Origin of the sequence: Streptomyces sp. NBC_01210, from assembly GCF_036010325.1 — a bacterium.
GTDB lineage: Bacteria > Actinomycetota > Actinomycetes > Streptomycetales > Streptomycetaceae > Streptomyces.
Genome location: NZ_CP108549.1, coordinates 8018862 through 8042497, shown reverse-complemented (window position 1 = coordinate 8042497; position 23636 = coordinate 8018862). Strand labels below are relative to the sequence as shown.

Below are 23636 nucleotides of genomic sequence, written 5' to 3'. Positions count from 1 at the left end.
CCCCGGCCGCAGACCTTGACGCGCACTTCCCTCACCTCTTAAATCACGGCATGAATTAAGCCAGGGAGACCGTTCGGGAACCGAACGCAGCCACCCCCGGGAAGGGGCCACCTCTCATGCGCACGATCAGAGCCGCAGCAGCCGTCACCGCACTCGCCGCCGTCACAGGCTGCGGCGGGGGCACCTCCGCCGACGGAGGCGGCAGCAACGAATCGCCCAAGACGCTCACGTACTGGGCCTCCAATCAGGGCCCCGACATCGAAGCCGACAAGAAGATCCTCACACCCGAACTCAAGAAGTTCGAGCAGCAGACGGGCATCAAGGTCAAGCTCGAGGTGGTCCCCTGGTCCGATCTCCTCAACCGGATCCTCGCCGCCACCACGTCCGGCCAGGGCCCCGACGTCCTCAACATAGGCAACACCTGGTCGGCCTCCCTCCAGGCGACCGGCGCACTGCTGCCCTGGGACCGGAAGAACTTCGACGCGATCGGCGGACGTGACCGCTTCGTCGGTTCGGCGGTCGCCTCGGCCGGGGCGGAGGGCAAGGACCCCGCGGCCGTACCGCTGTACTCGCTCGCGTACGCGCTCTACTACAACAAGAAGATGTTCGCCGAGGCGGGCATCTCGCAGCCGCCGGCCACCTGGGACCAGCTGGTCGCGGACGGCAAGAAGCTCTCGAAGAACGGGAAATGGGCGCTGGGCGCCGAAGGCGGAAACCTCGCGAACAACATCCACCAGGTCTTTGTCCTCGGAAAGCAGCACGGCGCGGACTTCTTCGACTCCTCGGCCAAGCCCACCTTCACCTCGGACGGCGCAGTCGCCGCGGTGAAGCAGTATGTCGATTTCATGGCCAAGGACAAGATCATCGCTCCCGGCAACGCGGAGTACGCCCAGAACCAGTCCCTCCAGGACTTCGCACGCGGCAGGACGGCCATGGTGCTGTGGCAGGCCGCCGCATCGACGTTCGCCGCGCAGGGCATGAAGCCCGCGGACTGGGGCGTGGCGCCCGTACCGGTCCCCGCCGGCGCTCCCGGCACCGGCCGGAACACCAACTCCATGGTCGCGGGCATCAATATGGCGGTCTTCAAGAACACGAAGAACATCGACGGCGCCAAGAAGTTCGTGAAGTTCATGACGAGCGACGCCGAGCAGAAGCTGCTCAACAAGACGTACGGATCCATTCCGCCGGTCAAGGCCGCGCAGCAGGACCCGGCGTTCTCCGCGCCCGATCTGAAGGTCCTGCGCGACACGCTGACCGCCGGCGCCGCGCCGCTGCCCCAGGTGCCGACCGAGTCGCAGTTCGAGACGGCTGTCGGCACCGCCGTCAAGCAGCTGTGGGCGGATGCCGCGGCCGGACTGCCGGTGACGACCGAGTCCGTCAGGGCACGCCTGGCCAAGGCCCAGCAGCAGATGCAGCAGTGAGGGCTTCCCTATGACCACCGTGGCTCCCGGCCGGACGGACCGGGCCGACAGCGGTGCGGGCTCGGGCAAGGGGGACGCGCGCAGACGACTTCCGCGTATCCCGGACCGTATCCGCCACGGCGGTCTGCCCTATCTCCTGCTCCTGCCGGCCGTCGTGCTCGAACTGCTCGTCCATCTCATTCCGATGGTCATGGGCATCGTGATGAGCTTCCGCCGACTCACGCAGTTCTACATCCGCAACTGGGGCGAGGCCCCCTGGGCGGCGCTCGACAACTACAAGGTCGCCGTCGACTTCGACGCGCCGATCGGCCAGGCCCTGCTCCACTCCTTCTACGTCACCTGCCTGTTCACCGTCTTCGCCGTCGGACTGTCCTGGCTGTTCGGCGTCGGCGCGGCGATCATGATGCAGGAGAACTTCCGCGGCCGCGGCTTCCTGCGTGCCGTCTTCCTCACCCCGTACGCCCTGCCGGTGTACGCCGCCGTCATCACCTGGGCCTTCATGTTCCAGCGCGACAACGGCCTGATCAACCATGTGCTGCACGACCAGCTCGGCCTCACCGACCAGCCGTCCTTCTGGCTGATCGGCGACAACAGCTTCATCGCGCTGGTCGTGGTCGCGGTCTGGAAGTCCTGGCCGTTCGCCTTCCTCATCGTCATGGCGGGGCTGCAGAACATCCCGCGCGAGCTGTACGAGGCGGCGGCGATCGACGGCGCAGGCGTCTGGCAGCAGATCCGCAAGATCACGCTGCCGTCGCTGCGCCCGGTCAACCAGGTACTGGTGCTCGTGCTGTTCCTGTGGACCTTCAACGACTTCAACACGCCGTATGTGCTGTTCGGCAGGGCCGCTCCGGAGGCCGCCGACCTGATCTCGGTCCATATCTACCAGTCGTCGTTCGTCGCCTGGAACTTCGGCTCGGGATCCGCGATGTCGGTCCTGCTGCTGTTGTTCCTGCTGCTGGTGACGGCCGTCCATCTGCTGCTCACCTCCCGTGGAAGGAGGGGCGCCGATGCCTAAGCCGCCCAGGTCTCCGAGTGCGCCGCCGCAGTCGTTTCTCTGGACGCGCCGCGTCGTGCTGACGTTCCTCACGGCGTTCGCGCTGCTTCCCGTCTATGTGATGGTCAGCAGCTCGGTCAAGCCGCTGCAGGACGTGTCGGGGAAGTTCCAGTGGATTCCGTCGGGGCTCACGATCCGGCCGTACTTCGACATCTGGAACACCGTTCCGCTCGCCCGCTACTTCCTCAACTCACTGATCGTGGCGGGTGCGGCGACCGTCCTGTCGGTGGTGATCGCGGTGTTCGCCGCGTACGCCGTGAGCCGCTACCGATTCCACGGCCGACGGGTCTTCACCATCACGGTGCTGTCCACCCAGATGTTCCCCGGCATCCTCTTCCTGCTTCCGCTGTTCCTGATCTTCGTCAATATCGGGAACAGCACCGGCATCGCCCTGTACGGCTCACGCGGCGGGCTGATCCTCACCTATCTGACGTTCTCGCTCCCCTTCTCCATCTGGATGCTGATCGGCTACTTCGACTCGATCCCGCGGGATCTGGACGAGGCCGCGATGGTGGACGGCTGCGGACCGCTCGGCGCGCTCTTCCGGGTCGTGGTGCCGGCCGCCGTCCCCGGCATCGTCGCCGTGGCCGTCTACGCGTTCATGACGGCCTGGGGCGAAGTGCTGTTCGCCTCCGTGATGACGAACGACGTCACCCGCACGCTCTCCGTCGGGCTCAAGGGCTACGCCACCCAGAACGACGTCTACTGGAACCAGGTCATGGCCGCTTCGCTTGTCGTCAGCGTGCCGGTGGTCGCCGGGTTCCTGCTGCTCCAGCGCTATCTCGTCGCCGGCCTCACCGCGGGCGCCGTCAAGTGATCCGTCCACCGACCCCAGCAGAAAGGCAGTCCGTGAACGACCTCAACGCCCTTCCGGCCGACTTCACTTGGGGCGCAGCCACCGCCGCGTACCAGATCGAGGGGGCCGTGGCCGAGGACGGCCGCTCCCCGTCGATCTGGGACACCTTCTCCCACACGCCGGGAGCGGTCGCGGGCGGCGACACCGGCGATGTGGCCTGCGACCACTACCACCGCTGGCCGGAAGACATCGGGCTGATGAAGCAACTCGGCATCGGCGCCTACCGGTTCTCGATCGCCTGGCCGCGGATCGTGCCCGGCGGAGACGGGCCGGTGAACAGGGCGGGCCTCGCCTTCTACGACCGGCTGGTCGACGGTCTCCTCGACGCGGGCATCACGCCGTTCGCGACGCTCTACCACTGGGACCTGCCGCAGACGCTCCAGGACCAGGGCGGCTGGCCGGCCCGCGAGACCGCGGAGCACTTCGCGGTGTACGCCTCCGCCGTCGCCGAACGGCTCGGCGACCGGGTCAAGGACTGGGCGACGCTCAACGAGCCACTCTGCTCGGCGTGGATCGGCCATCTGGAGGGCCGGATGGCGCCGGGCCTGACCGATCTCAGGGCCGCGGTGCACGCCTCGTACCATCTGCACCTCGGCCACGGTCTGGCCGTCCAGGCGATCCGCGCGGCCTCGTCCGACGCGCGCGTCGGCATCGTCAACAACCTCAGCCCGATCGAGCCGGCGACCGATCGCGCGGAGGACCACGCCGCCGCCGTCCGGGCGGACGGCCACACCAACCGCTGGTGGCTCGACCCGATCCACGGCCGCGGCTATCCGCAGGACATGCTCGAACTGTACGGCGTCGAACTTCCGGAGCACGCAGGTGACGTGAAGACCATCGCGGCGCCGCTGGACTGGCTGGGGCTGAACTACTACTTCCGCCAGATCGTCACCGCCGACCCGACCGGCCCCGTGCCGTACGCCAAACAGATCTATCTACCGGGCGCCCGGCACACGGCCATGGACTGGGAGGTCCATGCGGACGGCCTGGAACAACTCCTCCTCCGACTGACCGAGGAATACGGCGCGCAGCGCATCCATGTCACCGAGAACGGCTCGGCCTATCCGGACGTCGTCCGGGCGGACGGGACGATCGACGACCCCGAGCGCGTCCAGTACCTGGAGGAGCACCTGGCGGCCTGTGGACGGGCCGCCCGCCAGGGCGCGCCGGTCGCCGGCTACTTCGCCTGGTCGCTGCTGGACAACTTCGAGTGGGCGTACGGCTACGACAAGCGGTTCGGCCTTGTCCACGTCGACTACGCGACGCAGCGCCGCACCATCAAGGGCAGCGGGCACCGGTACGCGGACATCATCCGCGCCGCGTCGCGAAGGGCGCGCAGGGCGGCGTGATCGCAGGCCTGCGCACTCGTCTTGCGCAGGTCTCGGGTTCGAATCCCGAAGGCGACTCAAAGGTAACCGCAGGTCAGGCATCTGACCTGTGGTTTCTTTGTTCTGCCTTGTCGGCCTCGGCGGCGACAATGACGCACCCGGCAAGGTCGCTGCCGCAGGCCTGTATCCGGAGCATCGGCAGCTTCATCGCTCGAACGCGTGGGGCGACAGGGTGCGAAGGGACGGGTCGTGAGTCCGGCGGTCGAGCTCCGCCCCTGCTGCCGTCAGGGCACGCTCCGGATCCATTGCACCAGGACAGCGCCGAGCAGCGTGAGGGCGGCGGTGAACGCGAAGAGCGCCGGGTAGCCTCCGAAGTGAGTGACCAGTACGGCGGCGATGGCCGGTGCCAGCACGTGCGGGATGGAGTTCGCGATGTTGATGACACCGAGATCCCGTCCTCGGTCGCCCGCGGTGGGCAGCACCTGGGTGATCAGCGCCTGGTCCACCGAGACGTAGACGCCGTAACCGAGGCCCATCAGGCTCGCGGCCACCAGCGCGGTCGGCCATGTCGGCCAGATCGCCAGCAAAGCCGAGCCGAGCGCGATCACCACACCGGACGCCGTGACCAGCGACTTGCGCCGGCCGAGCCGGTCGGACACCACACCGCCGATGAACGCGGTGAGCACGATGCCGACGGTGTAGAGGACGACGAGAGTCAGCAGCCCCTGTTCGGCCTCGCGTCCGGGAAACCGCTGTTCGTAGTGCACCTCGTCGCGCAGGAAGTAGAGCAGGTACAGCGTTCCTGTGGCGTTGCCGAGCTGTACGAGCAGTCGCGTCAGCCACGCAAGGGCGAAGTCGCGGTGGCGACGAGGGCTGATCCAGAACCCGGCCAGGAATCGCGACAAGCCCACGGCGGGCACCGCGGAGCGCGGCAGCCGGGCGTCCTTGACCGACGACACGAACGGCACGGCGAACAGGACCACGACGGCGGCGACCAGGGGGTAACCGCTGTGGGGTCCGCTCACAGCGACGGTCACCAGGACCGTACCGAGCACGACGGCCAGGGGCTGAGTGGCTCCCACCCACGCGCTCACGACGGCACGCTGCGCGATCGGGACATGGTCGGGCACCTCGGCGACCAGGCCTGCGAGCATCGCGCTGAGCGACAGCTGCACCAGGCACCAGCCGAGCGCGACGCCTGTCACCGTGGTCTGCGGGGCCAGGATCCCCAGGCCCAGCGCTGTGCCCAGCGCGCCGCCGGCCAGCCAGGGCCTGCGGCGGCCGAAACGCGAGGTGGTGCGGTCCGACAGGGCGCCCGCGATCGGGGTGGCGACCAGTGCTATCACCGCGCCGAGCCCGGTGACCAGACCGAGTGCCGACTCCTTGTGGCCCGGGTCGATCGTCTCCAGCTGCTGGGCGAGCAGTACCTGTATCGGGGTGTACAACGCGGTCCACATGCCCAGACTGACGAGCGCGATGCCGCCCACGAACCTTCGGCCGACCCGCGTGACCGGTTCGGCGAGCGTGTCCGGCACAGGGGTGGTGGCAGGGGCGGACCGGGCTTCAGGGATCATCGTGGCCTTTCGGTCGGGTGGCGTTTGCCCGGTCCTATGAGCCGGCGCAGCCGATCACCAGGTGACCGGGCGTCTCGAGTCGCCCAGGACCCTGCTGGAAGCGTTCGAACGGGCGATACGGCGCGAATCGCGGCCCCCTGCCGTAGACCTGGCCGGCAGCGGTGCCGTTGGTGTGACGTGTGAATACGGACAGTTTGGTCCGGGTGGCTGACCGGACGCTGACACGGCGTTGACACGGTCCCGATGGCGCATCCTGGACATGCCTACGGCCCCGGGCCGACAAGCCCGGGGCCGTAATGCGACATCTCCACCGCTGATCAGCCCTCGTATCAGGGCGCCGGCGGCCGACGATCAGAGCAGGGTCTCTGCAACCTCGTGGAAGGCAGGGCTCCATGACGTGGGGCGCAGCGTCTTGGGGTCGAGCCGGATGTGCACTCGCTGCCCCTCGGCATGCACCACGCCGCCGTCCGCGGACAGTACGCGGAATCCGTACACCGCGCTGGAGTCGGAGAGTTTGTCTATCCAGAGGTGGATGCCGATCTCACCGGTGCCGCGAATGGGTGCCCGGTAACTGATCGAGAACTCCGCCACAGCCAGGAACACGTCGGGGTGGGTGTACTTCCCGTCGGTGAACGCGAATCCTTTGCGTGCCCAGAATGTGGTCAACGCCCGTTCCACCAGCACCATGTAGCGGGCGTTGTGCACGAAGCCCATCGAATCGAGCTCGTCGAAGTGCGTGTAGCCGGGTTCGACGATGCCGCGCTCCACGGTCGTCTCGTGCTGGGTCATGCCTGCCTCCGAGGTGTGCTGGGACGAGCCGAATTCTGGACGGTAACAGTGGGGATCATCCTCGGCAGGGAGAATCAGCCACTTCCGTGTCAGACCGGAGCGACCTCCACGATGGACAGTGTTCCCGGCGTGGAGATGACCTTGAGCGACTTGAGGTCAGCGGCGGCGAGCAGCTCCTCCAGTTCCTGCTCGGTGCGTTCTCGTCCCTCGAACACGGTCAGCATCAACACGTCGGAGATGGTGACGGACGGCGAGATGTCCACGTGCGGGCGCACCGCGTCGACGATCAGGAGGCGCGACCGCTCGGTCATGGCGCCGCGTACGGTTCGCAGAATGCGCAGACTGTCGGCGTCGCTCTTGTCGTGGACGATGCGCTTGAGGACATAGAAGTCCGCACCGGGCGGTACGGCCTCGAAGAAGTCCCCCACGGCGGTCTTCCAGCGCCCCTCGATCGCGGCGTCGTCCAACGTGTGCCGCTGGAGGACAGATTCACGTTCGAAAAGGACGCCGTGCAGACCGGGATTCCTGGTGAGCAGGGTGCGCAGGAAGCCGCCCAGACCGCCGGCGAGATCGATGACCGTTCCCGTCTCAGGGAAGTCGTAGCTGGCGACGATGCCGCTCTGCTCCGTCATGGACATGGTGTCCATCGCATCGCTGAAGAGCCGCTCGCGCTCCCCTTCGCCCTGGATGTAGTCGAAGAGGGGGGCGCCGAATATGTCGTTGAAGACGGTGCTGCCGTCGCGGACGGTGTCCTCGAGGCGTCCGGCTGACTGCCAGTACATCTCATCCGTGAACAGCAGGGCCGTGGAGCGTACGGAGTAGGGGGTGTCGGTGCGCAGGACGTGTGCGGCGGGAGTGAGGTGGAAGGCCGAGGTCTGGTCTTCCCTGAACATGCCGCGGGTTGCCAGGAAGCGCAGTACCCGGTGGAGGAAGGGGCCGTGTACGCCGGTGAGTTCGGCGAGTTGCTGAGCTGTCTTGGGACCGTCGGTGAGGTGGTCGGCGATGTCGTTACGCAGGGCCACGCGCAGTGCGGCGGGGTAGAGGTAGCCGAGCGAGTCGCCGAGGACCTGCCTGACTGCCGCTGCGATCTCCGTGGCCTGGGCCGGTTGCGCATCGCTCAAGGGTTCGTCTCCCTGTGTCTTGTTCATGAGCAGTTGGCTGTCAGCCGCTCAGGCCGTCACCGCTTCGATGATTGACACCGTCCCCGGAGTGGGGACGACCCGCACCAGCCGGAGGCCGGCGGCACCGAGGAGTTCCTTGAACTCCGGCTCGGTGCGCTCCTTGCCGTCGAAGATCGTCATCATCGCCACGTCGTACAGCTTGGCCGGGTGCGGATCGTTGCCGGGCGGCACCACGGCGTCGATGACCAGGAGGCGGGACTGGTCGGACATGGCCTTCCGGACGGCCTGAAGAATCCGGAGGCTGTCGTCGTCGCTCCAGTCGTGCAGAACGCGCTTGAGGACGTAGATGTCGCCGCCGGTGGGCGCGACGTCGAAGAAGTTCCCCTCGGCCGTCTCCCAACGGCCCTCGATCGCCTCGTCGTCGAGCTGATGCTGCTGGAGCACCGCGTCCTGTTCGTACAACATGCCTTGCAAGCCAGGGTTGTTAGCGAGCACCGTGCGCAGGAAGCCGCCGGGACCGCCGCCGATGTCGACGATCTTCCCGGTCTCCGGGAAGTCGTAACTTCCCGCGATGCCGCCCTGCTCGATGGTCGACAGATCGGCGATGCCGGTGTGGAAGATCCCTGCGCTCTCCTCGTTCTGGTCGAGATAGTCGAAGAGGGGGGCGCCGAAGATGTCGTTGAAGACGGTGCCGCCCTCGCGGACGGTGTCCTCGAGGCGTCCGGTCGACTGCCAGTACATCTCATCGGTCAGCAGCAGGGCCGTGGAGCGTACGGAGTAGGGGGTGTCGGTGCGCAGGACGTGTGCGGCGGGAGTGAGGTGGAAGGCCGAGGACTGGTCTTCCCTGAAGATGCCGCGGGTTGCCAGGAAGCGCAGTACCCGGTGGAGGAAAGGGCCGTGTACGCCGGTGAGTTCGGCGAGTTGCTGGGCCGTCTTGGGACCGTCGGTGAGGTGGTCGGCGATGTCGTTACGCAGGGCCACGCGCAGTGCGGCGGGGTAGAGGTAGCCGAGCGAGTCGCCGAGGACCTGCCTGACTGCCGCTGCGATCTCCGTGGCCTGGGTCGGTTGCGCATCGCTCAAGGGTCTGCCTCCATACGGCATCGCACTGTGGTCGCGTGACCCGGCGCGCGAGGGCGCCTGTCACCGGTCACGGATCAGCCTGGCCCTGTGGGCTGACGGGTGACTGACCGATTGCTGACCGCGCCGGGCTCCCGCCCCGGTCCGCCTGAGCGGTCAGCCGGGCGTCAGCGAGCTGTCAGTGGGCGCGGCGACGATGCGCCACGTATGCCCACCCGCCGATGGTGCGGGGCCCGGAGTATCCGAGGACGTGGAGGCAGCCTTGACGGCACTGGACGGCGCAACCGTGATCGAGGGCACGGTGGAGTGGCAGGGGCATAAGACGTGGTACCGCGTGGTGAGTTTGCCCGACCCTGGCTCCGGCCAGGGTCCCGAGCAGACTCCGCTGGTGATCTGCCACGGCGGCCCGGGGCTGACCCACGACTACCTCACCTCGGTCGCCGAGCTCGTGAGCACGGGGCGGACCTGCGTGCTGTACGACCAGGTCGGCAACGGGCGCTCCGAGCACCACGGGGACGCCCCTGCCCAATTCTGGAAGCCCGAGTTGTTCGTGGACGAACTTCAGGTACTGATCGGTCACTTGGGCATCGCAGACGACTTTCACGTACTGGGACACTCGTGGGGTGGGATGCTGGCGCTTGAGCTGGCCGTCCGGCGGCCGCCGGGGCTGAGGTCGATCGTCGTCGCCGACGGATTCGCGTCGTCGTGGACCTACCGCGAGGAAGTCGCCCGGCTGCTGAGGGAACTTCCCCCGGACGTACGGGAGCCGATCGAGCGCCACGAGGCGGCGGGAACCACCGGCTCGCCGGAGTATCAGACGGCGGTACGTGCCTTCTACGGACGTCATGTGTGCCGCGCCCGTCCCGTGCCCGGTGAACTCCGTCGAACCCTTGAGTACGTGGGAACCAATCCCACGGTGTACGAAGCCATGATGGGGCCCAGTGAATTCACCATGACCGGAACTCTGCGGAGCTGGGACATCCGCGACCGACTCGACCGGGTGCGGGTTCCCGTGCTGCTCGTATCCGGACGGCACGACGAAGTGACGCCCCGCGCCGTCGAGGAGATCCAACGCGGCGTGCCCCAGGCTGAGTGGGTCCTCTTCGAGGAGTCGAGCCACATGCCGCATCTCGAGGAACCCGTCCGTTTTCGCACGGTGGTCGAAACGTTCCTCGCACGGCAGAGCGGCCCGACGGCTGGAACGGCAACGATCGTCGGGCGTGGTTAGCATGACCGTCATGGCATCAACCACCCCCACTGTCGGCCTGTTCGGGATGAATATGAACGCCGCGGCGGATCCGGCGGTCTCGGCCCGCATCGCCCAGCAGGCCGAACGGCTCGGCTACGACTCGCTGTGGGCGGCCGACCATGTCGTCCTGCCCCGCCCTCGTACCGAGGAGTCGCCGCTGGAGCCGGACACTCCACTGCTCGATCCCGTGGTGGCCCTGACGCATCTGGCGGCCCACACGGAGCGGATCAGGCTGGGCACCGGCTGCGTCGTCCTTCCGCAGCGCAACCCCGTGGTACTGGCCAAGCAGCTGGCCAGCCTGGACGTGGTCAGCGCGGGCCGCCTGATCTTCGGGGCCGCCGTCGGCTATCTGGAGCCCGAAATGAGCGCGGTGGGCGTCCCTATGGCCGGCCGTGGCGCACGGGCGGATGAGTACCTCCAGGCCATCAACGCGCTGTGGTACATGGACAAGCCCGTCTTTCACGGCTCGCATGCCGACTTCGAGTGCGTCGACGCCCGCCCGCGGCCCCTGCAGCGCCGGGTGCCACTGGCGATCGGCGGACACAGTGCCGCGGCACATCGGCGCGCGGTCGCCCACGGCGACGAGTGGTTCGGCTATCTCGTCGGCGTACGCTCCACCGCGGAACAGGTGCGCACGCTCAAGGAGCTCTCCGACCGCGCCGGACGGCAGGACAGACCGCTCAAGATCTCCGTGGCCCCGGCCCGGCCGCTGGACGTCGCCACGGTGAGCAGGTACGCGGAACTCGGAGTGGATCGGCTCGTCGTCGTACCGCCCATGGACCTGACGGTGCCGGAGCTCGAAGAGTTCGTGGAGCGGCACGCGCCCCGCAAGCTCGGGGCGGCTCCGGCCTGAAGCGTGTTCCGGGCCTTGCGATGGGCGGCGTTGTCCGCCTCCTCGCCCGCCAGTAGCGGCCGACCGGGACGTTTGCGGTGCGGGACAATGAGCCCGGTGTTGATGCAGGCGTCGTCGGCCGTCACGGTGACGCCCTGGCACTGGGCGGGTGGGCCGGAGTTCCGCCAAACCTGGGCATCGGCCTTGTTACCCGGCACCGGTCGGGCGGTGGCGACGACCGCTCAGTATCGGCGTCGATGCGCTCTAGGCGGCCCAGGCCGTCCCGTGGTCGGCTGCGATGAACCGGGAGACCTGCTCCCCGACCATCAGGGCAGGCGCATGGACGTTGCCCGTCGTGATCGCCGGGAACACGGAGGCGTCGGCGACCCGCAGTCCGTCGATGCCGTACACCCGCAGCTGCGGATCGACGACGGCATCGGCGTCCACGCCCATTTTGCAGGTGCCTGACTGGTGGTGATAAGTCGTCACCGTGCGCCGCAGATATTCGCGCAGTTCCGGGTCGCCGACGACTTCGCCCACGTCGGGGCCCGGGTACAGCTCACGGGCGCCCCACTCCTCACGCAGGACCGACGAGCGTCCGATGTCCCGGCACAAGACCGTGGCGGCCACCAGGCTGTCCACGTCCGCTCCCGTACGCAGTGTGCCGGGGTCGATGAGCAGCTCGTCCTCCGGTTGCGCGCCGGTCAGCCGGATCGCCCCCCGGGAAGTGGGCCGGACGATCCCGGCCTGCAGGGTGAAGCCACTGGGAGGCCCTGTCATCCCCGGCTGGTACATGGGGACCGGGAAGTGCAGCGGCTGGAGGTCCGGCACCGGCAGCCCCGGCCGACTGCGCCAGAACAGATGCGTCTGGGCGGGGCCGAGGCCCGGCGAGGGGCGACCGACGGGGCGCTCTGTGCTGAAGATGACGGGTGCCAGGACGTGGTCGTGCAGGTTGCGTCCGACGCCCGGAAGATGGGCGACCACATCGATTCCCATGGAGCGCAGCTGGGCGGCGGCGCCGATGCCGGACAGCATCAGCAGCCGGGGCGACTCGATCGCGCCTGCGCTGATCACCACCTCCGCGCGGGCGGTGGCCTTCTCGACGATCTCCTCCCGCAGCCACTCCACGCCGACACAACGGCTGCCTTCGAGGAGTACGCGCCGCACGCGGGCCCCGGTGATCACGGTAAGGCCGGGCAGGTGGGCGACCGGGTCGAGATAGGCCGCGGCCGCGCTGCACCGGCGGCCGTCGGCAATGGTGAACTGGGCCTTCGAAATCCCCTCAGGGCTACCTGAGTTGTAGTCCGGCTGAAAGGGGATACCGGTCTCCGACGCCGCCTGGATCAGCGCGTCGTGGATCGGATCGGCGTGGTACTTGGTGAGCACCGGCAGCGGCCCGCCCGAGCCGTGCAGTTCGTCCGCCCCGGAGTCGTAGTCCTCGATGGCCCGGAAGACCGGCAACACGTCCCGCCACGACCAGCCGTCATTGCCGAGATAGGCCCAGTGGTCGTAGTCCAGCGCCGCGCCCCGGGCGTAGATCAACGCGTTGAGCGCACTCGACCCGCCCAGCACCCGGCCGCGCGGCCAGTGCAGTCTGCGGCCGGCCGCGTGCTCCTGAGGCGTGGTGCGGTACGCCCAGTCCTGCTCGCTGAACCACAGTTCACCGAACCGCAGCGGGTCGTCGATGGCCGGGTTGGTGGCCTGGCCGCCGGCTTCCAGAAGCAGGACGTTCGCGCCCTGGTCCATCAGCCGTCGCGCTACGACACAACCGGCGGAACCGGCACCCACGACGATGATGTCGAAGGGACCGTTGCTGAGCGATTCGGCCACGGGCCGACCTCCGTTGACGGGTCGTCGGGTTTGGGGTGAGGGAGCTTTTACGCCGAGGTGAAGACCAGGACCGCGTTCTGGCCGCCGAAGCCGAACGAGTTGCTCACTGCCACATCGATGTGCTGGGCTCGGGGGCCCTTCTCGACGATGTCCAGCTCGATTTCCGGATCCAGGTTCTCCAGGTTCGCCGTCGGTGGCACGGTCTCGTTCTCCAGGGTGAGCACGGTCAGCGCCGCCTCGATCGCGCCCGCTGCACCGAGGGAGTGACCGACCGCGCCCTTGGCGGACGTCACCGTCGCACGCGTGCCCAGCACCTGGTGCAGAACTTTGGACTCGGCCGCGTCGTTCAGCGGCGTCGAGGTGCCGTGCGCGTTGACGTGGTCGACGTCGCCCGGGGACACGTCGGCCGAGGCCAGCGCCGCCTCCAAGGCCTGTCGGGCGCCGACGCCCTGCGGGTCCGGGGCCGTCATGTGGTGGGCGTCGGCGGAGGCTCCGTACCCCGCGATCCTGGCGCGGACGCGCGCCCCACGGGCCCGTGCGTCCGTCTCCCGTTCCAGGATCAGTACGCCGCTTCCCTCGCCGATGACGAAGCCGTCACGATCCACGTCGAACGGGCGGGACGCGGCGGCCGGTTCGTCCAGCCGTCGGGACAGCGCCCCCATCTGCGCGAACCCGGTGACAATCAACGGGCTCACACCCGCTTCGCTGCCGCCCGTGATCACCACATCGCAGCGGTCGTCGTGCAGCAGCTGTGTCGCGACTCCGATCGCGGTCGCGCCCGAGGCGCAGGCCGTCGCGGTGACGAAATTGGGTCCGCGGGCGCCGAACTCCATGGCGAGATGACCCGCGACCATGTTCGGCACCAGCAGGGGGATCAGCAGCGCGGAGACCGAGCCCGGCCCTTCGGAGAGCAGGGTCCGGTGCTGCTGCTCCCAGGTCGAGACGCCGCCGAGCCCGCAGCCCATGACGACGCCGACGCGCGCGCCGTCCCACGTCTTGGGGTCGAGCCCGGAGTCGGCAACGGCCTCCCGCGCGGCGACGATGGCCAGTTGGACGAATCTGTCGTGGACGAGGGTACTGCGGCGCCCGACGAGCTTGGCCGCGCTGAACCCCGGGACCGTGTACGAGATATCGACCAGCAGGCCTTCGAGGGCGGGATCGCGTTTGGCCGTCGGCAGGGCTTCGCACACGCCTCGCCAGCTCGCTTCGGTGCCGATGCCCGCGGCGGTGACCAGGCCGAGCCCCGTGACGGCGACGGGAGCAACGGTCATGACGTCTTCGCCGCGGCCGCCTGCTCCTCGATCACCTCGGCCGCCCGCCCGATGGTGTCGCGGGGCGACGCGGCGTCGTCGCTGATCTTTACGCCCAGTTCCTTCTCCACCACCAGCAGCAGCTCCACGAGGAAGAGAGAGTCCATCTCCAGGTCCTCGAAAGTCACGTCCGGTTTGATCTCCGATCGCTCGACCTGGAAACGGTTGACCAGAATGTCGGCGAGGGTGTCGTACATGGCTGTCATCACGGATTCCCTTTCTCCGGTGGTGCTGTCCTGTGGTGGTGCGCAGGGGCCGGGGGCAGTGGCACCGCCCCCGGTGTCACGCCGGGCCGGTGTCACGACAGGCCGGTCTCCGGCCACGTCAGTACGGACGAGCCCCAGGTGAGACCGCCGCCGAAGGCGGTGAGCAGTATCTGGTCACCGGGGCGCAGCATCCCGGTGGCATGCGCGTGGTGGAGGGCCAGCGGGATGGACGCGGCCGCGGTGTTGCCGACCTCGGCTATGTTGCTGACGGCGCGCTCGCGCGGGATGTCGAGTTCGTCGGCGAGCCGGTTGAGGATCCTCGCGTTGGCCTGGTGGGCGACCAGCCAGTCGACGTCGGAACGGCGCCAGCCGGCCCGGTCGAGCGCCGTGGTAGAGGATTTCGCCATGCGCTGTACCGCGTGCCGGAAGACCTCCTTGCCGGCCATCGCGAAGTAGCGGTCCGCGGCCTCGGCGGGCAGCCCGGTCAGGCGCTGCTCCGAGCCGTCGGCACGCACGGTGATGAGATCGCGGCCCTCCCCGTCGCTGCCGAGGTCGAACGGGCCGATGGCGCCCGGTTCGTCGGGCTCCCCCGCGCGCAGCACCACCGCGCCCGCGCCGTCACCGAAGATCGCCGAGGTCGTCCTGTCCGTCGGGTCGAGAATGCTGGAGAACGTGTCCGCCCCGATGACCAGGGCGCGGGTGGACGAACCGGACGCGATCAGCCCGGCGGCGTTGGCGAGACCGTAGATGAATCCCGTGCACACGGCGGAAATGTCGAACGCCGCCGCGCCGGACAGCGCGAGCCGCGTCGCCACAGTGGGCGCGGTCGCCGGACAGGGCCGGTCGGGCGTGGACGTCGCCACGACGACGGTGTCCACATATGGGTCGCCCGAGGACTTGAGCGCCTGCTCGCCGGCCCCGACCGCGAGATCCGAGGTGGCCGTTCCGGGCGCGGCGAAGTACCGCTGGCGGATGCCGGTCCGGGACTGTATCCACTCGTCGGAGCCACCGGACGCCGCGGCAATCTCCTCGTTGGACACCGCGCGGGGCGGCAGGCAGCCGCCGATGCCGGTGAGTACCGCGGCCCGGGTCATCGGATGTCGCCCATGTGCGGCACGCTCAGCACGTTGGGCATGCCCGGCATGCTCACCGTGTTCATGCGATCTGACCGATGGCTGACGGTCGGCTGACCCCGGTCAGCGTGAGCGCGGGGTCCTGGGCCAGGATCTCGGCGTAGCGCTGTTGCAGGGGCAGGCCCGGCTGTACACCCAGTTCCTCATCCAGTCGATGACGGGTGCGGTGGTACAGGGTCAGCGCCTCGCCCTGTCGTCCCGAGCGGTACAGGGCCATCATCAGCTGCGCGCAGAAGTGCTCGTTCAGGGGGTGCTGGGCGACGAGTCGGCGCAGTTCGGCGGCTGCCTGGCGGACATCGCCGACGGCCAGTCTGGCAGTGATGAGGTCTTCCCACATGGTCAGCCGGCGCTCGTCGAACAGGGCGGCCGCCGCCCTGCACCGCAGGCCGTCTCCGGCGTCCAGCAGGGCCGGTCCGCGCCACAACCGCAGCCCCGACTCCAGGAGTTCGAGTGCCCGGTAGGGGTCGCGGCGCAAGGCCGCCGAGCCCCGCGCCGCGAGGTCGAGGAATCGGTTGCCGTCCACGGACTCGCGCGGGATGTCCAGTACGTAGCCGTTGTGCACGGCGCGCAGCACGGTCCCGTCCGCGCGCTCCTGAGAAGGGCCGTCAAGGATTTTCCGCAAGCGCGCTGCATGCGCCTGGAGTGCGTTGTGCACATTGCCGAGAGGCTGGCCGGACCACAGCTCGTCGGCGAGTTCGAGATGGGAGATCGCCCGTCCGGGTTCCAGCGCCAGGGTGGCGAACATGGCGCGTACCTTGTTCGCGCGGATTTCGCGTTCGTGACCGCCCACTGTGACGGAGACGGTGCCAAGAATTTCGATGTGCACGACACTCCTAAGTCAATTCGACTCGTCGGGCGTCCAGTCGGCGGCATCGCAATGGCGTCCGATTTACGGCTACCGCGATCTCGCGTTGATCAAATTGTTCAGACGCCAATAGTTGTCGTGTGACAGAGGGAGTGTCAAGGCAGTTCTGGCGGGTACAGGGGGCAACCCAGGGGCTCCCCCAGGGTGCCCAGGGATTCCCCCGGTGCCTTACAGGGGTAGCGGATGCAAGACTCCTGGCTCCGGAGTCCGCCGAGAGCAACCGCGTTTATGCGGTGCACATTGACTATTCGTCGGACCGCCAATTCTGACCGGATCGGAGCAGACGCTTGACGAGTGGATCTGCAGCGAACTGGAGGCCGGTGCCTCGCCTCGACCACGTCATGGTGCTGCTCGACGGGGCCGCGCATCGCGATGTGTCGGCGAGTGGATTCCTGACTCAGCGCTTCGGGAGGATCAAGCGCAAGGAGGCGGAAAGCTCGGTCGCCGGGCAGTACTCCACACTCGGAGTGGCCGGTGAGAACACTTTGATCGAGCTGTTCGGCAGTGATCTACCCAGCGCGTCGCCTCTCACGGGCGGCCTGGTGTTCTCGTTCGAGGAGCCGGGCTCCGCGCAGCGTGCCCGCGCCTTGCTGGACGCCTCCGGCGAGGTCAAGTACCACCATGACCTGGTACGTCGCTCGGTGGAAGGCACGGACGAGCAGCAGCCCTGGTACCACCTGATCAGCGTCGACCTGGGTGAGGCCAGCCCGCTGCTGCTCTTCCTCAACGAGGTGACGCCCGAGTACTTCCAGTCCCTCGGCGCCCAGCCGGCACCGGACGGGACGCTGCCCCGGAAGCACTATCTGGACGCGGCGCTCGGGGCTCCGGCGGGGGGAAACCGGCTGATGAGGGATGTCACCGGCGTGACGATCTCGGTTGCCGCGGAGCGCGGCCGACGCCTCGCCGACGCGCTCGCGGTCTTCGGCTACACCGGGGCCGAAACTGCTCCGGGAGTACATGAACTGCGTGGTCCGGGCCTCACCGTCCGGCTGGAGACCGGCGATCAGCTGGAACGCGTAACGGAAATCGAGATCGGCCTGGACCCCGAGGTATACGAATCCTCGATCCCCAGGGAGTTCCGATTCGGCGAGACCTCGCGACTTGTCATCGAATCAGCAGAAACTGCGCGGTGGAGCTTCACTCCGTCGCAGTGAGCGATCTTGTGCGGGATATGCCAGAAAGGCTTAGTCAGTCACCGCAGGTCGAGTGCAATCGGGGAGCCCAAAGAAATGCCTGAGACGACACCACTGTTCAGTGAGATATTCGACCAGAACGTCGCGGCGACGCCGGAAGCGACCGCGGTCGAGTTCGGTGACCAGCGGCTGTCGTACCGTGAATTGGACGACAGATCGGCCCGGCTGACTGCGGGGCTCATCCGCAGAGGCGTCGGCCGGGACAGCGTGGTCGGGATCGCGGCGAGCCCGTCGCTCCACCTACCGCCGGCGGTGCTCGGCATCCTGCGCGCGGGTGCGGCCTGGCTCCCTCTCGACCCCGCCTACCCGGCCGACCGGCTCCGCTACATGATCGCCGACTCCGGGCTCTCCCTGCTCGTCGCCGATCCCGACACCGCTCGTGACCCGGCGTACGACGGTCTGGAGATCATCAGCCCCGACGCGGGTCCCGCTGTGCCGACGACGCCCGCCGCCAGGGAGCCGTGGCCGCTCCCGACGCCCGGCCAACTCGCCTACGTGATCTACACCTCGGGGTCCACCGGCCGTCCCAAAGGCGTCGCACTCACCCATCGGGGGCTGGCCCATCTTGCCCGCGCGCAGATCGACACCTTCGGCGTCGAACCGGACGGCCGGGTGCTGCAGTTCGCGCCGACCAGCTTCGACGCCTCGGTATTCGAGATGACGATGGCGCTGTACGCGGGCGCCACCCTGGTGCTGGCGCCGCGCGACGACATCGCGCCCGGCCCCGGCCTCGCGGACTTTCTGCGCGACCGTCGCATCACCCATCTCACGCTGCCGCCCTCGGTGCTGGCCACGCTGCCGGAGACCCCGCTGCCCGACCTGGCGGTGCTGGTGTGCGCCGGCGAGGCGCTTCCGGAGCACCTCGTCGAGCAGTGGCTGCCCGGACGCCGCATGTTCAACGCGTACGGGCCCACCGAGACCACCGTGTGGGCCACGGTCGCCGAGCTGACTGCCGACGGCGGCAAGCCTTCCATCGGCACGGCCATCCGCGGCGCCCGCACCCTGGTCGTCGATGAGTCGCTGCGGCCGGTGCCCGCGGGCACGCCCGGTGAGTTGCTCATCGGCGGGGCGGGCGTGGCGCGTGGTTACCTCGGCCGGCCGGGCCTGACCGCGGAGCGGTTCATCCCCGACCCCGGATGTGCCGAGACCGGTGCACGGCTGTACCGCACGGGTGACCGCGTGGTCGAGCGGGAGAATGGCAGCCTGGAGTTCCTCGGCCGCTTGGATCACCAGGTCAAGATCCGCGGCTTCCGTATCGAACCGGACGAGATTGCCCGGCAGTTGGCCGAGCACGCGCAGGTCACCGATGCCGTGGTGATCCCGCGTGACGACGGGGCCGGGCCGCGGCTCGTCGCCTACGCGACGGGCGACGGCCTCGACGCCGCGGGGCTGCGGGCCCATCTCGCCGAGCGTCTCCCGGAGCACATGGTGCCGGCCGTCGTTGTGCCTCTGACGCAGATGCCTCTGACGCCGAGCGGCAAGATCGACCGGGACCGACTGCCCGTGCCCGCCAGAGGATCCCGCAAATCCTCCGGCCGTACGGAGCCCCGCACCCCCACCGAACGAGCGCTCGCCGACATGCTGGCCGACCTTCTGTCTCTCGACTCGGTCGGCGCGGACGACGACTTCTTCGCCCTCGGAGGCCACTCACTGCTGGCCGGGCGGCTGGCTGCCCGGGTGCGCTCGGAGCTCGGCCGCGAGCTTCCCCTGCGCCGCGTGTTCGAAGCGCGCACCGTGGCGGCGATGGCCCTCCTGATCGACTCGGCCGCCGCCGGGCTGACCGTGCCAGCGATCCGGGCCGGGGCGCGCGGGGACGGGGGCACACCGGTTCCGCTGTCCTTCCCTCAGGAACGCATCTGGTTCCTGGAGAAGCTGGCGCCGGGCAACCTCGCCTACAACGCGCAGGCCACGATCCGGCTGCACGGCCCGCTCGACATCGACGCACTGCACGCCACCCTCACCGAAATCGTGCGCCGCCACGATGTGTTCCGTACCGCGTTCCGGGAGGTCGACGGTCGGCCCATGCAGTTTCCGCAGCCGACGACGCAGGTCCTGCTGCCGCTGCACGACCTGGCCGGGCTCTCCGCCGGCGAGGGGACGGAGCGCGCCGACGCCATCATCAGGGAGACGGTGCAGGCCCCCTTCGACCTCACCACACCGCCACTGGTCCGCTGGGTGCTGATCCGGCACGGCGAGGACGACCACACACTCGTACACGTCGAACATCACCTTGTGCACGACGGCTGGTCGTACGCGCTCTTCCTGCGTGAGTTGCAGGAGCTGTACGCGAGTCTGGCGCAGGGCAAGCCCTCGCCGCTTCCCGAGCCGGCCATCGGCTACTCCGACTTCGCCCTGTGGCAGCGGGAGTGGCTGCAAGGTGACGTCCTGGACGCATACGTGGCGCACTGGACCAAGGAACTCGACGGCATACCCGCCGCGTTGGAGCTTCCTACGGACCGTCCGCGGCCGGTCGCGCAGAGCTTCAAGGGCTCCTCGGTGCGCATCGACCTGCCCGGGGAACTGTGCCGCAAACTGCGCGCCTACAGCCGCTCCCGCGGCACCACCCTCTATTCCACGATGCTCGCCGGGTTCTCGGCGGTGTTGTCGCGCTACAGCCGTCAGTGCGATGTGGTCGTCGGCAGCGGGGTCGCCAACCGGCGACTCACAGAGATCGAGCAGATGATGGGCATGGTCGTCAACACCGTGCCGTTGCGCATCGATCTGTCCGGACAGCCGGGCTTCGACGCACTGGTTCGGCGCGTCCACGACACCGTCGGACGAGCACACGAATGGCAGGACGTGCCACTGGACCGGCTCGTCGACGCCCTGGCGCTGCCCCGCGACCCCTCACGCAACCCTGTGTTCCAGGTCATGTTCAGCTTCCACGACTCACAGATCCCCGACCTGAACTTCATGGGCATCCGCGGCTCCGTGCTGGAGCTGCACAACGATTCCGCCAAGACCGACATCAACGTGGTGGTGATCCCGCGTGCGGAGCAGCGCGCCGGACGCGGAGTCGGTGACGACGACGCGGCCATCACCCTGATCTGGGAGTACGCCTCCGACCTCTTCGACCCCGAGACCATGCGCCGGATGGTCCAGCACTACACGACCGTCCTCGACGCGGCACTCGACTCCCCCGAACTCTCCTACGAGCACCTTCCTCTGCTCACCGACGGTGAGCTGGCCGGCATTCTCCAAGGAGCGCGGGGAGCGGCGACACCGTTCCCGTACGAGCGCACTGTCCCGGAGCTCTTCGCCGAGCAGGCAGCGGCCAGGCCGGACGCGACAGCGCTCGTCAGCCGCGCGAAGTCCTCCACCTACGCGCAGGTGGAGGAGCGGGCCAACCGCCTGGCCCAGCTGCTGCGGGCGCGCGGCGTCGGCAGGGACGTGCCCGTCGGCGTGCTGCTCGAACGCGGCGACGAGATGGTGATCGCGCTGCTGGCGGTCCTCAAGGCCGGCGGCGGATACGTACCGCTTGACCCCGGATATCCGGCGGAGCGGCTCACCGCGATGCTCGACGACGTCGCCGCGCCGCTGGTGGTGACGCGCGCGGGTCTCAGGGGGCGACTGGCCCCGGGGGCGGCGCGGACGCTGGTCCTGGACGAGGTGGCCGAGGAGCTGGCGAACGCCCCGGCACACGCGCCGGCTGCGCAGGCCGCACCCGACAGCCTCGCGTACATCCTGTTCACCTCCGGCTCCACCGGCAGGCCCAAGGGCGTGATGGTCGAACACCGTTCGGTGCTGCGGCTGGTGTGCGGGACCGACTATGTCTCCTTCGGGCCGGACGAGCGATTCGCGCAGGTTGCCGACGCCTCCTTCGACGCGCTCACCTTCGAGTTGTGGGGCGCCCTGCTGCACGGCGGGTCGCTGTTCGTCATCGACGCGGACCAGCTGCTCACCCCCGGCGGGCTGGCGGCGGCGCTGAGCGAGCATGGTGTGACCAGCATGTTCCTCACCTCGGCGCTGTTCACGGAGGTGATGACTCAAAGCCCGGCCGCCTTCGGGGGGTTGACCAATCTGCTGGTCGGCGGCGATGTGCTGAATGTGAGCCGGATACGGCAGCTGCTGGACAGTTCCGCCGCCGACCGGCCGACGCGGCTGCTCAATGGCTACGGACCCACCGAGACCACGACGTTCGCGGTGTGCCACCTGATCGAGCCGCTGCCGGACGGTGCGCCCTCGGTGCCCATCGGCCGGCCGATCGCCAACACCACGGCCCATGTGCTCGATCCGCACCTGCGACCCGTGCCGGTCGGCGTGCCGGGCGAGCTGTACATCGGCGGACCGGGCGTGGCCCGCGGTTACGCGAACCGCCCCGGGCTCACGGCCGAGCGGTTCCTGCCCGACCCGTACGCCGGTGGCGGAGCGCGGATGTACCGCACGGGTGATGTGGCGCGCTACCGCCGGAACGGAACGGTGGAATTCCTCGGCCGGGCCGACAACCAGGTCAAGATCCGCGGATTCCGGATCGAGCCGGGGGAGGTGGAGACGGCGCTCAGCGCTCACCCCGGCGTCGGCCAGGCCGCGGTCGTCGTCGACGACGACGACGCCCCGTCCGGTCGCCGGCTGGTCGCCTATGTGGCGTGCGCGCCGGGTCGGTCCGCGCCTTCCCCGGAAGTGCTGCGGGACTTCCTCGCCCGGACGTTGCCCGCGTATCTGCTGCCCGCCGCGTATGCCGAAGTTCCGGCGATGCCCCTGACTGCCAGCGGCAAGGTCGACCGGGCCGCGCTGCCGGCGGTCGACGACAGCCGGCTGCCGCTCGACGGCCATGTGCCTCCGCGCACCGCGACCGAACGGACACTGGCCGGGCTCCTCGCGGAAATGCTCGGCGTCCCCGGAGCCGGAGTGGCGGACGACTTCTTTGTTCTCGGCGGGAACTCCCTGCTGGCGATGCGCCTGATGAGCAGGGTCAACGAACTGTTCGTCGTGGACGTGCCGCTGCGTGACTTCCTCGGCGCGCCGACCGTGGAGCGCCTCGCGTCCGCAGTGGACGCCGCGCTCGCATCCACCGACGGCGACCGCCCGCCGCCCACGGCCCACGGCACCGTCTGCGAGACCGATGCCGACGAGGACCTGCTCGACCGGATCGACGAACTCTCCGACGACGAGGTGAACGCACTCTTGCGTGACATGGCTGAGAACGAGGTCGAACGATGACGGACGGCGCTCTCTCCGGCGGCACGGCCGACGACCGGCGTGCCCGGCTCGCGGAGCGGCTCAAGCGGCGTATCTCGGAGCGCCATTACCCTCTCTCCTACCCTCAGCAGCGCCTGTGGTTCCTCGACCAGCTCGACCCGGGCAGCGCTGTCTACGTCGTCCCCCTGATCTACCGGATCAGCGGCCCGCTGGACGTCGCCGCCATGGAGCACGCGCTCGGCCAGGTGGTGCGCCGACATCACGTGCTGCGTACGGTCTACCGGTCGGTGGACGGCACGCCGCGCCAGTTCGTCCGGCCGGCGGAGCCCGTGACCATCCCGGTCCGCGATCTGTCCGCCCGGCCCGACCCGGCGGCCGAGGCGGAGCAGGAGTGCCGGCAGGAGGCCGGCCGGCCGTTCGATCTGGCTTCGGACGTGCCCGTACGGGCCCTGCTGCTGCGGCTCGCGCCCGACGAACACTGGTTCTGCCTGAGCCTGCATCACATCGCTTGTGACGGCTGGTCGCTCGGCGTCCTCGGCAGCGAACTGTCCGCCCTGTACGGGGCTTTCATGGACGGTCGGGAGCCGGAGCTTGCACCGGTGGAGAGGCAGTACGCAGCCTTCGCCGAGGACCAGATGGCCCGGCTCACGGGGGGGGCC

The 23636-nt window shown here is 68.9% G+C and carries 17 protein-coding genes and 2 pseudogenes; 9 read left to right on the top strand and 10 right to left on the bottom strand.

Annotation, left to right across the window (positions count from 1 at the left end; all coding sequences use genetic code 11):
* The first annotated feature begins 116 nt into the window (after window positions 1-116).
* Genes OG735_RS36275 through OG735_RS36260 form a run of 4 tightly spaced genes read left to right on the top strand, consistent with a single transcriptional unit; the run spans window position 117 to window position 4680 of the window.
* Window positions 117-1421, top strand: a complete 1305-nt coding sequence (locus tag OG735_RS36275) for an ABC transporter substrate-binding protein (RefSeq protein WP_327327375.1) — start codon at window positions 117-119, stop codon at window positions 1419-1421.
* A 10-nt stretch (window positions 1422-1431) separates the two neighbouring features.
* Entirely contained in the window at window positions 1432-2436 is a 1005-nt protein-coding gene (locus OG735_RS36270) for a carbohydrate ABC transporter permease (RefSeq protein WP_327327374.1), read from the top strand.
* Complete coding sequence (locus OG735_RS36265) at window positions 2429-3292, top strand: carbohydrate ABC transporter permease (RefSeq protein ID WP_327327373.1); 864 nt, start codon at window positions 2429-2431, stop codon at window positions 3290-3292. The genes OG735_RS36270 and OG735_RS36265 overlap by 8 nt, the downstream gene beginning before the upstream one ends.
* 32 nt (window positions 3293-3324) lie before the next feature.
* A complete protein-coding gene (locus tag OG735_RS36260; RefSeq protein WP_327327372.1) occupies window positions 3325-4680 on the top strand; it encodes a GH1 family beta-glucosidase in 1356 nt (451 codons plus the stop codon).
* 263 nt (window positions 4681-4943) lie between these two features.
* Here the strand turns inward: OG735_RS36260 and OG735_RS36255 are convergent, their stop codons facing one another.
* From OG735_RS36255 to OG735_RS36240, 4 genes are all read right to left on the bottom strand, one after another.
* A complete protein-coding gene (locus tag OG735_RS36255) occupies window positions 4944-6233 on the bottom strand; it encodes an MFS transporter (protein ID WP_327327371.1) in 1290 nt (429 codons plus the stop codon).
* Window positions 6234-6584: 351 nt separating this feature from the next.
* Entirely contained in the window at window positions 6585-7022 is a 438-nt protein-coding gene (locus OG735_RS36250) for an acyl-CoA thioesterase (protein WP_327327370.1), read from the bottom strand.
* Between the two features lie 89 nt (window positions 7023-7111).
* Window positions 7112-8143 carry a methyltransferase gene (locus tag OG735_RS36245; RefSeq protein WP_327327369.1) on the bottom strand — a complete coding sequence of 344 codons (1032 nt, stop codon included), beginning with the start codon at window positions 8141-8143 and terminating at the stop codon, window positions 7112-7114.
* A 48-nt stretch (window positions 8144-8191) separates the two neighbouring features.
* Window positions 8192-9223 (bottom strand): methyltransferase, encoded by a 1032-nt coding sequence (locus OG735_RS36240; RefSeq protein ID WP_327327368.1) that lies wholly within the window; start codon window positions 9221-9223, stop codon window positions 8192-8194.
* Between the two features lie 259 nt (window positions 9224-9482).
* Here OG735_RS36240 and OG735_RS36235 point away from each other — a divergent pair, with 259 nt between their 5' ends.
* Together OG735_RS36235 and OG735_RS36230 are read left to right on the top strand one after the other, a co-directional pair.
* A complete protein-coding gene (locus tag OG735_RS36235; RefSeq protein ID WP_327327367.1) occupies window positions 9483-10448 on the top strand; it encodes a proline iminopeptidase-family hydrolase in 966 nt (321 codons plus the stop codon).
* 10 nt (window positions 10449-10458) lie between these two features.
* On the top strand, window positions 10459-11322 hold the full coding sequence (locus OG735_RS36230; protein WP_327327366.1) for a TIGR03619 family F420-dependent LLM class oxidoreductase: 864 nt from the start codon (window positions 10459-10461) through the stop codon (window positions 11320-11322).
* 8 nt (window positions 11323-11330) lie between these two features.
* On the opposite strand, the pseudogene OG735_RS42135 reads toward OG735_RS36230, so the two are convergent.
* From OG735_RS42135 to OG735_RS36205, 6 genes and pseudogenes are all read right to left on the bottom strand, one after another.
* Window positions 11331-11560: pseudogene (locus OG735_RS42135) on the bottom strand (IS5/IS1182 family transposase); the annotation flags it as partial.
* 5 nt (window positions 11561-11565) lie between these two features.
* Window positions 11566-13131: a GMC family oxidoreductase gene (locus OG735_RS36225; protein ID WP_327327365.1), complete on the bottom strand. Its 1566-nt coding sequence runs from the start codon at window positions 13129-13131 to the stop codon at window positions 11566-11568.
* Window positions 13132-13178: 47 nt separating this feature from the next.
* A complete protein-coding gene (locus OG735_RS36220; RefSeq protein WP_327327364.1) occupies window positions 13179-14402 on the bottom strand; it encodes a beta-ketoacyl-[acyl-carrier-protein] synthase family protein in 1224 nt (407 codons plus the stop codon).
* The gene (locus OG735_RS36215) at window positions 14399-14647 is read right to left on the bottom strand and encodes a phosphopantetheine-binding protein (protein ID WP_327327363.1); all 249 of its coding nucleotides are present in this window, start codon (window positions 14645-14647) and stop codon (window positions 14399-14401) included. The genes OG735_RS36220 and OG735_RS36215 overlap by 4 nt, the downstream gene beginning before the upstream one ends.
* 92 nt (window positions 14648-14739) lie before the next feature.
* Window positions 14740-15741, bottom strand: a complete 1002-nt coding sequence (locus OG735_RS36210; protein WP_327327362.1) for a beta-ketoacyl-ACP synthase III — start codon at window positions 15739-15741, stop codon at window positions 14740-14742.
* Window positions 15742-15802: 61 nt separating this feature from the next.
* Window positions 15803-16606 carry an AfsR/SARP family transcriptional regulator gene (locus OG735_RS36205; protein WP_327327361.1) on the bottom strand — a complete coding sequence of 268 codons (804 nt, stop codon included), beginning with the start codon at window positions 16604-16606 and terminating at the stop codon, window positions 15803-15805.
* Between the two features lie 359 nt (window positions 16607-16965).
* Here OG735_RS36205 and OG735_RS36200 point away from each other — a divergent pair, with 359 nt between their 5' ends.
* The 3 genes and pseudogenes from OG735_RS36200 to OG735_RS42130 all read left to right on the top strand — a co-directional run.
* Window positions 16966-17799 carry a DUF5829 family protein gene (locus OG735_RS36200; RefSeq protein ID WP_327327360.1) on the top strand — a complete coding sequence of 278 codons (834 nt, stop codon included), beginning with the start codon at window positions 16966-16968 and terminating at the stop codon, window positions 17797-17799.
* 75 nt (window positions 17800-17874) lie between these two features.
* Window positions 17875-22998, top strand: a complete 5124-nt coding sequence (locus OG735_RS36195) for a non-ribosomal peptide synthetase (RefSeq protein WP_327327359.1) — start codon at window positions 17875-17877, stop codon at window positions 22996-22998.
* Window positions 22995-23606 (top strand): annotated as a pseudogene (locus OG735_RS42130) (condensation domain-containing protein); the annotation flags it as partial. The gene OG735_RS36195 and the pseudogene OG735_RS42130, both read left to right, overlap by 4 nt.
* Window positions 23607-23636 lie beyond the last annotated feature (30 nt).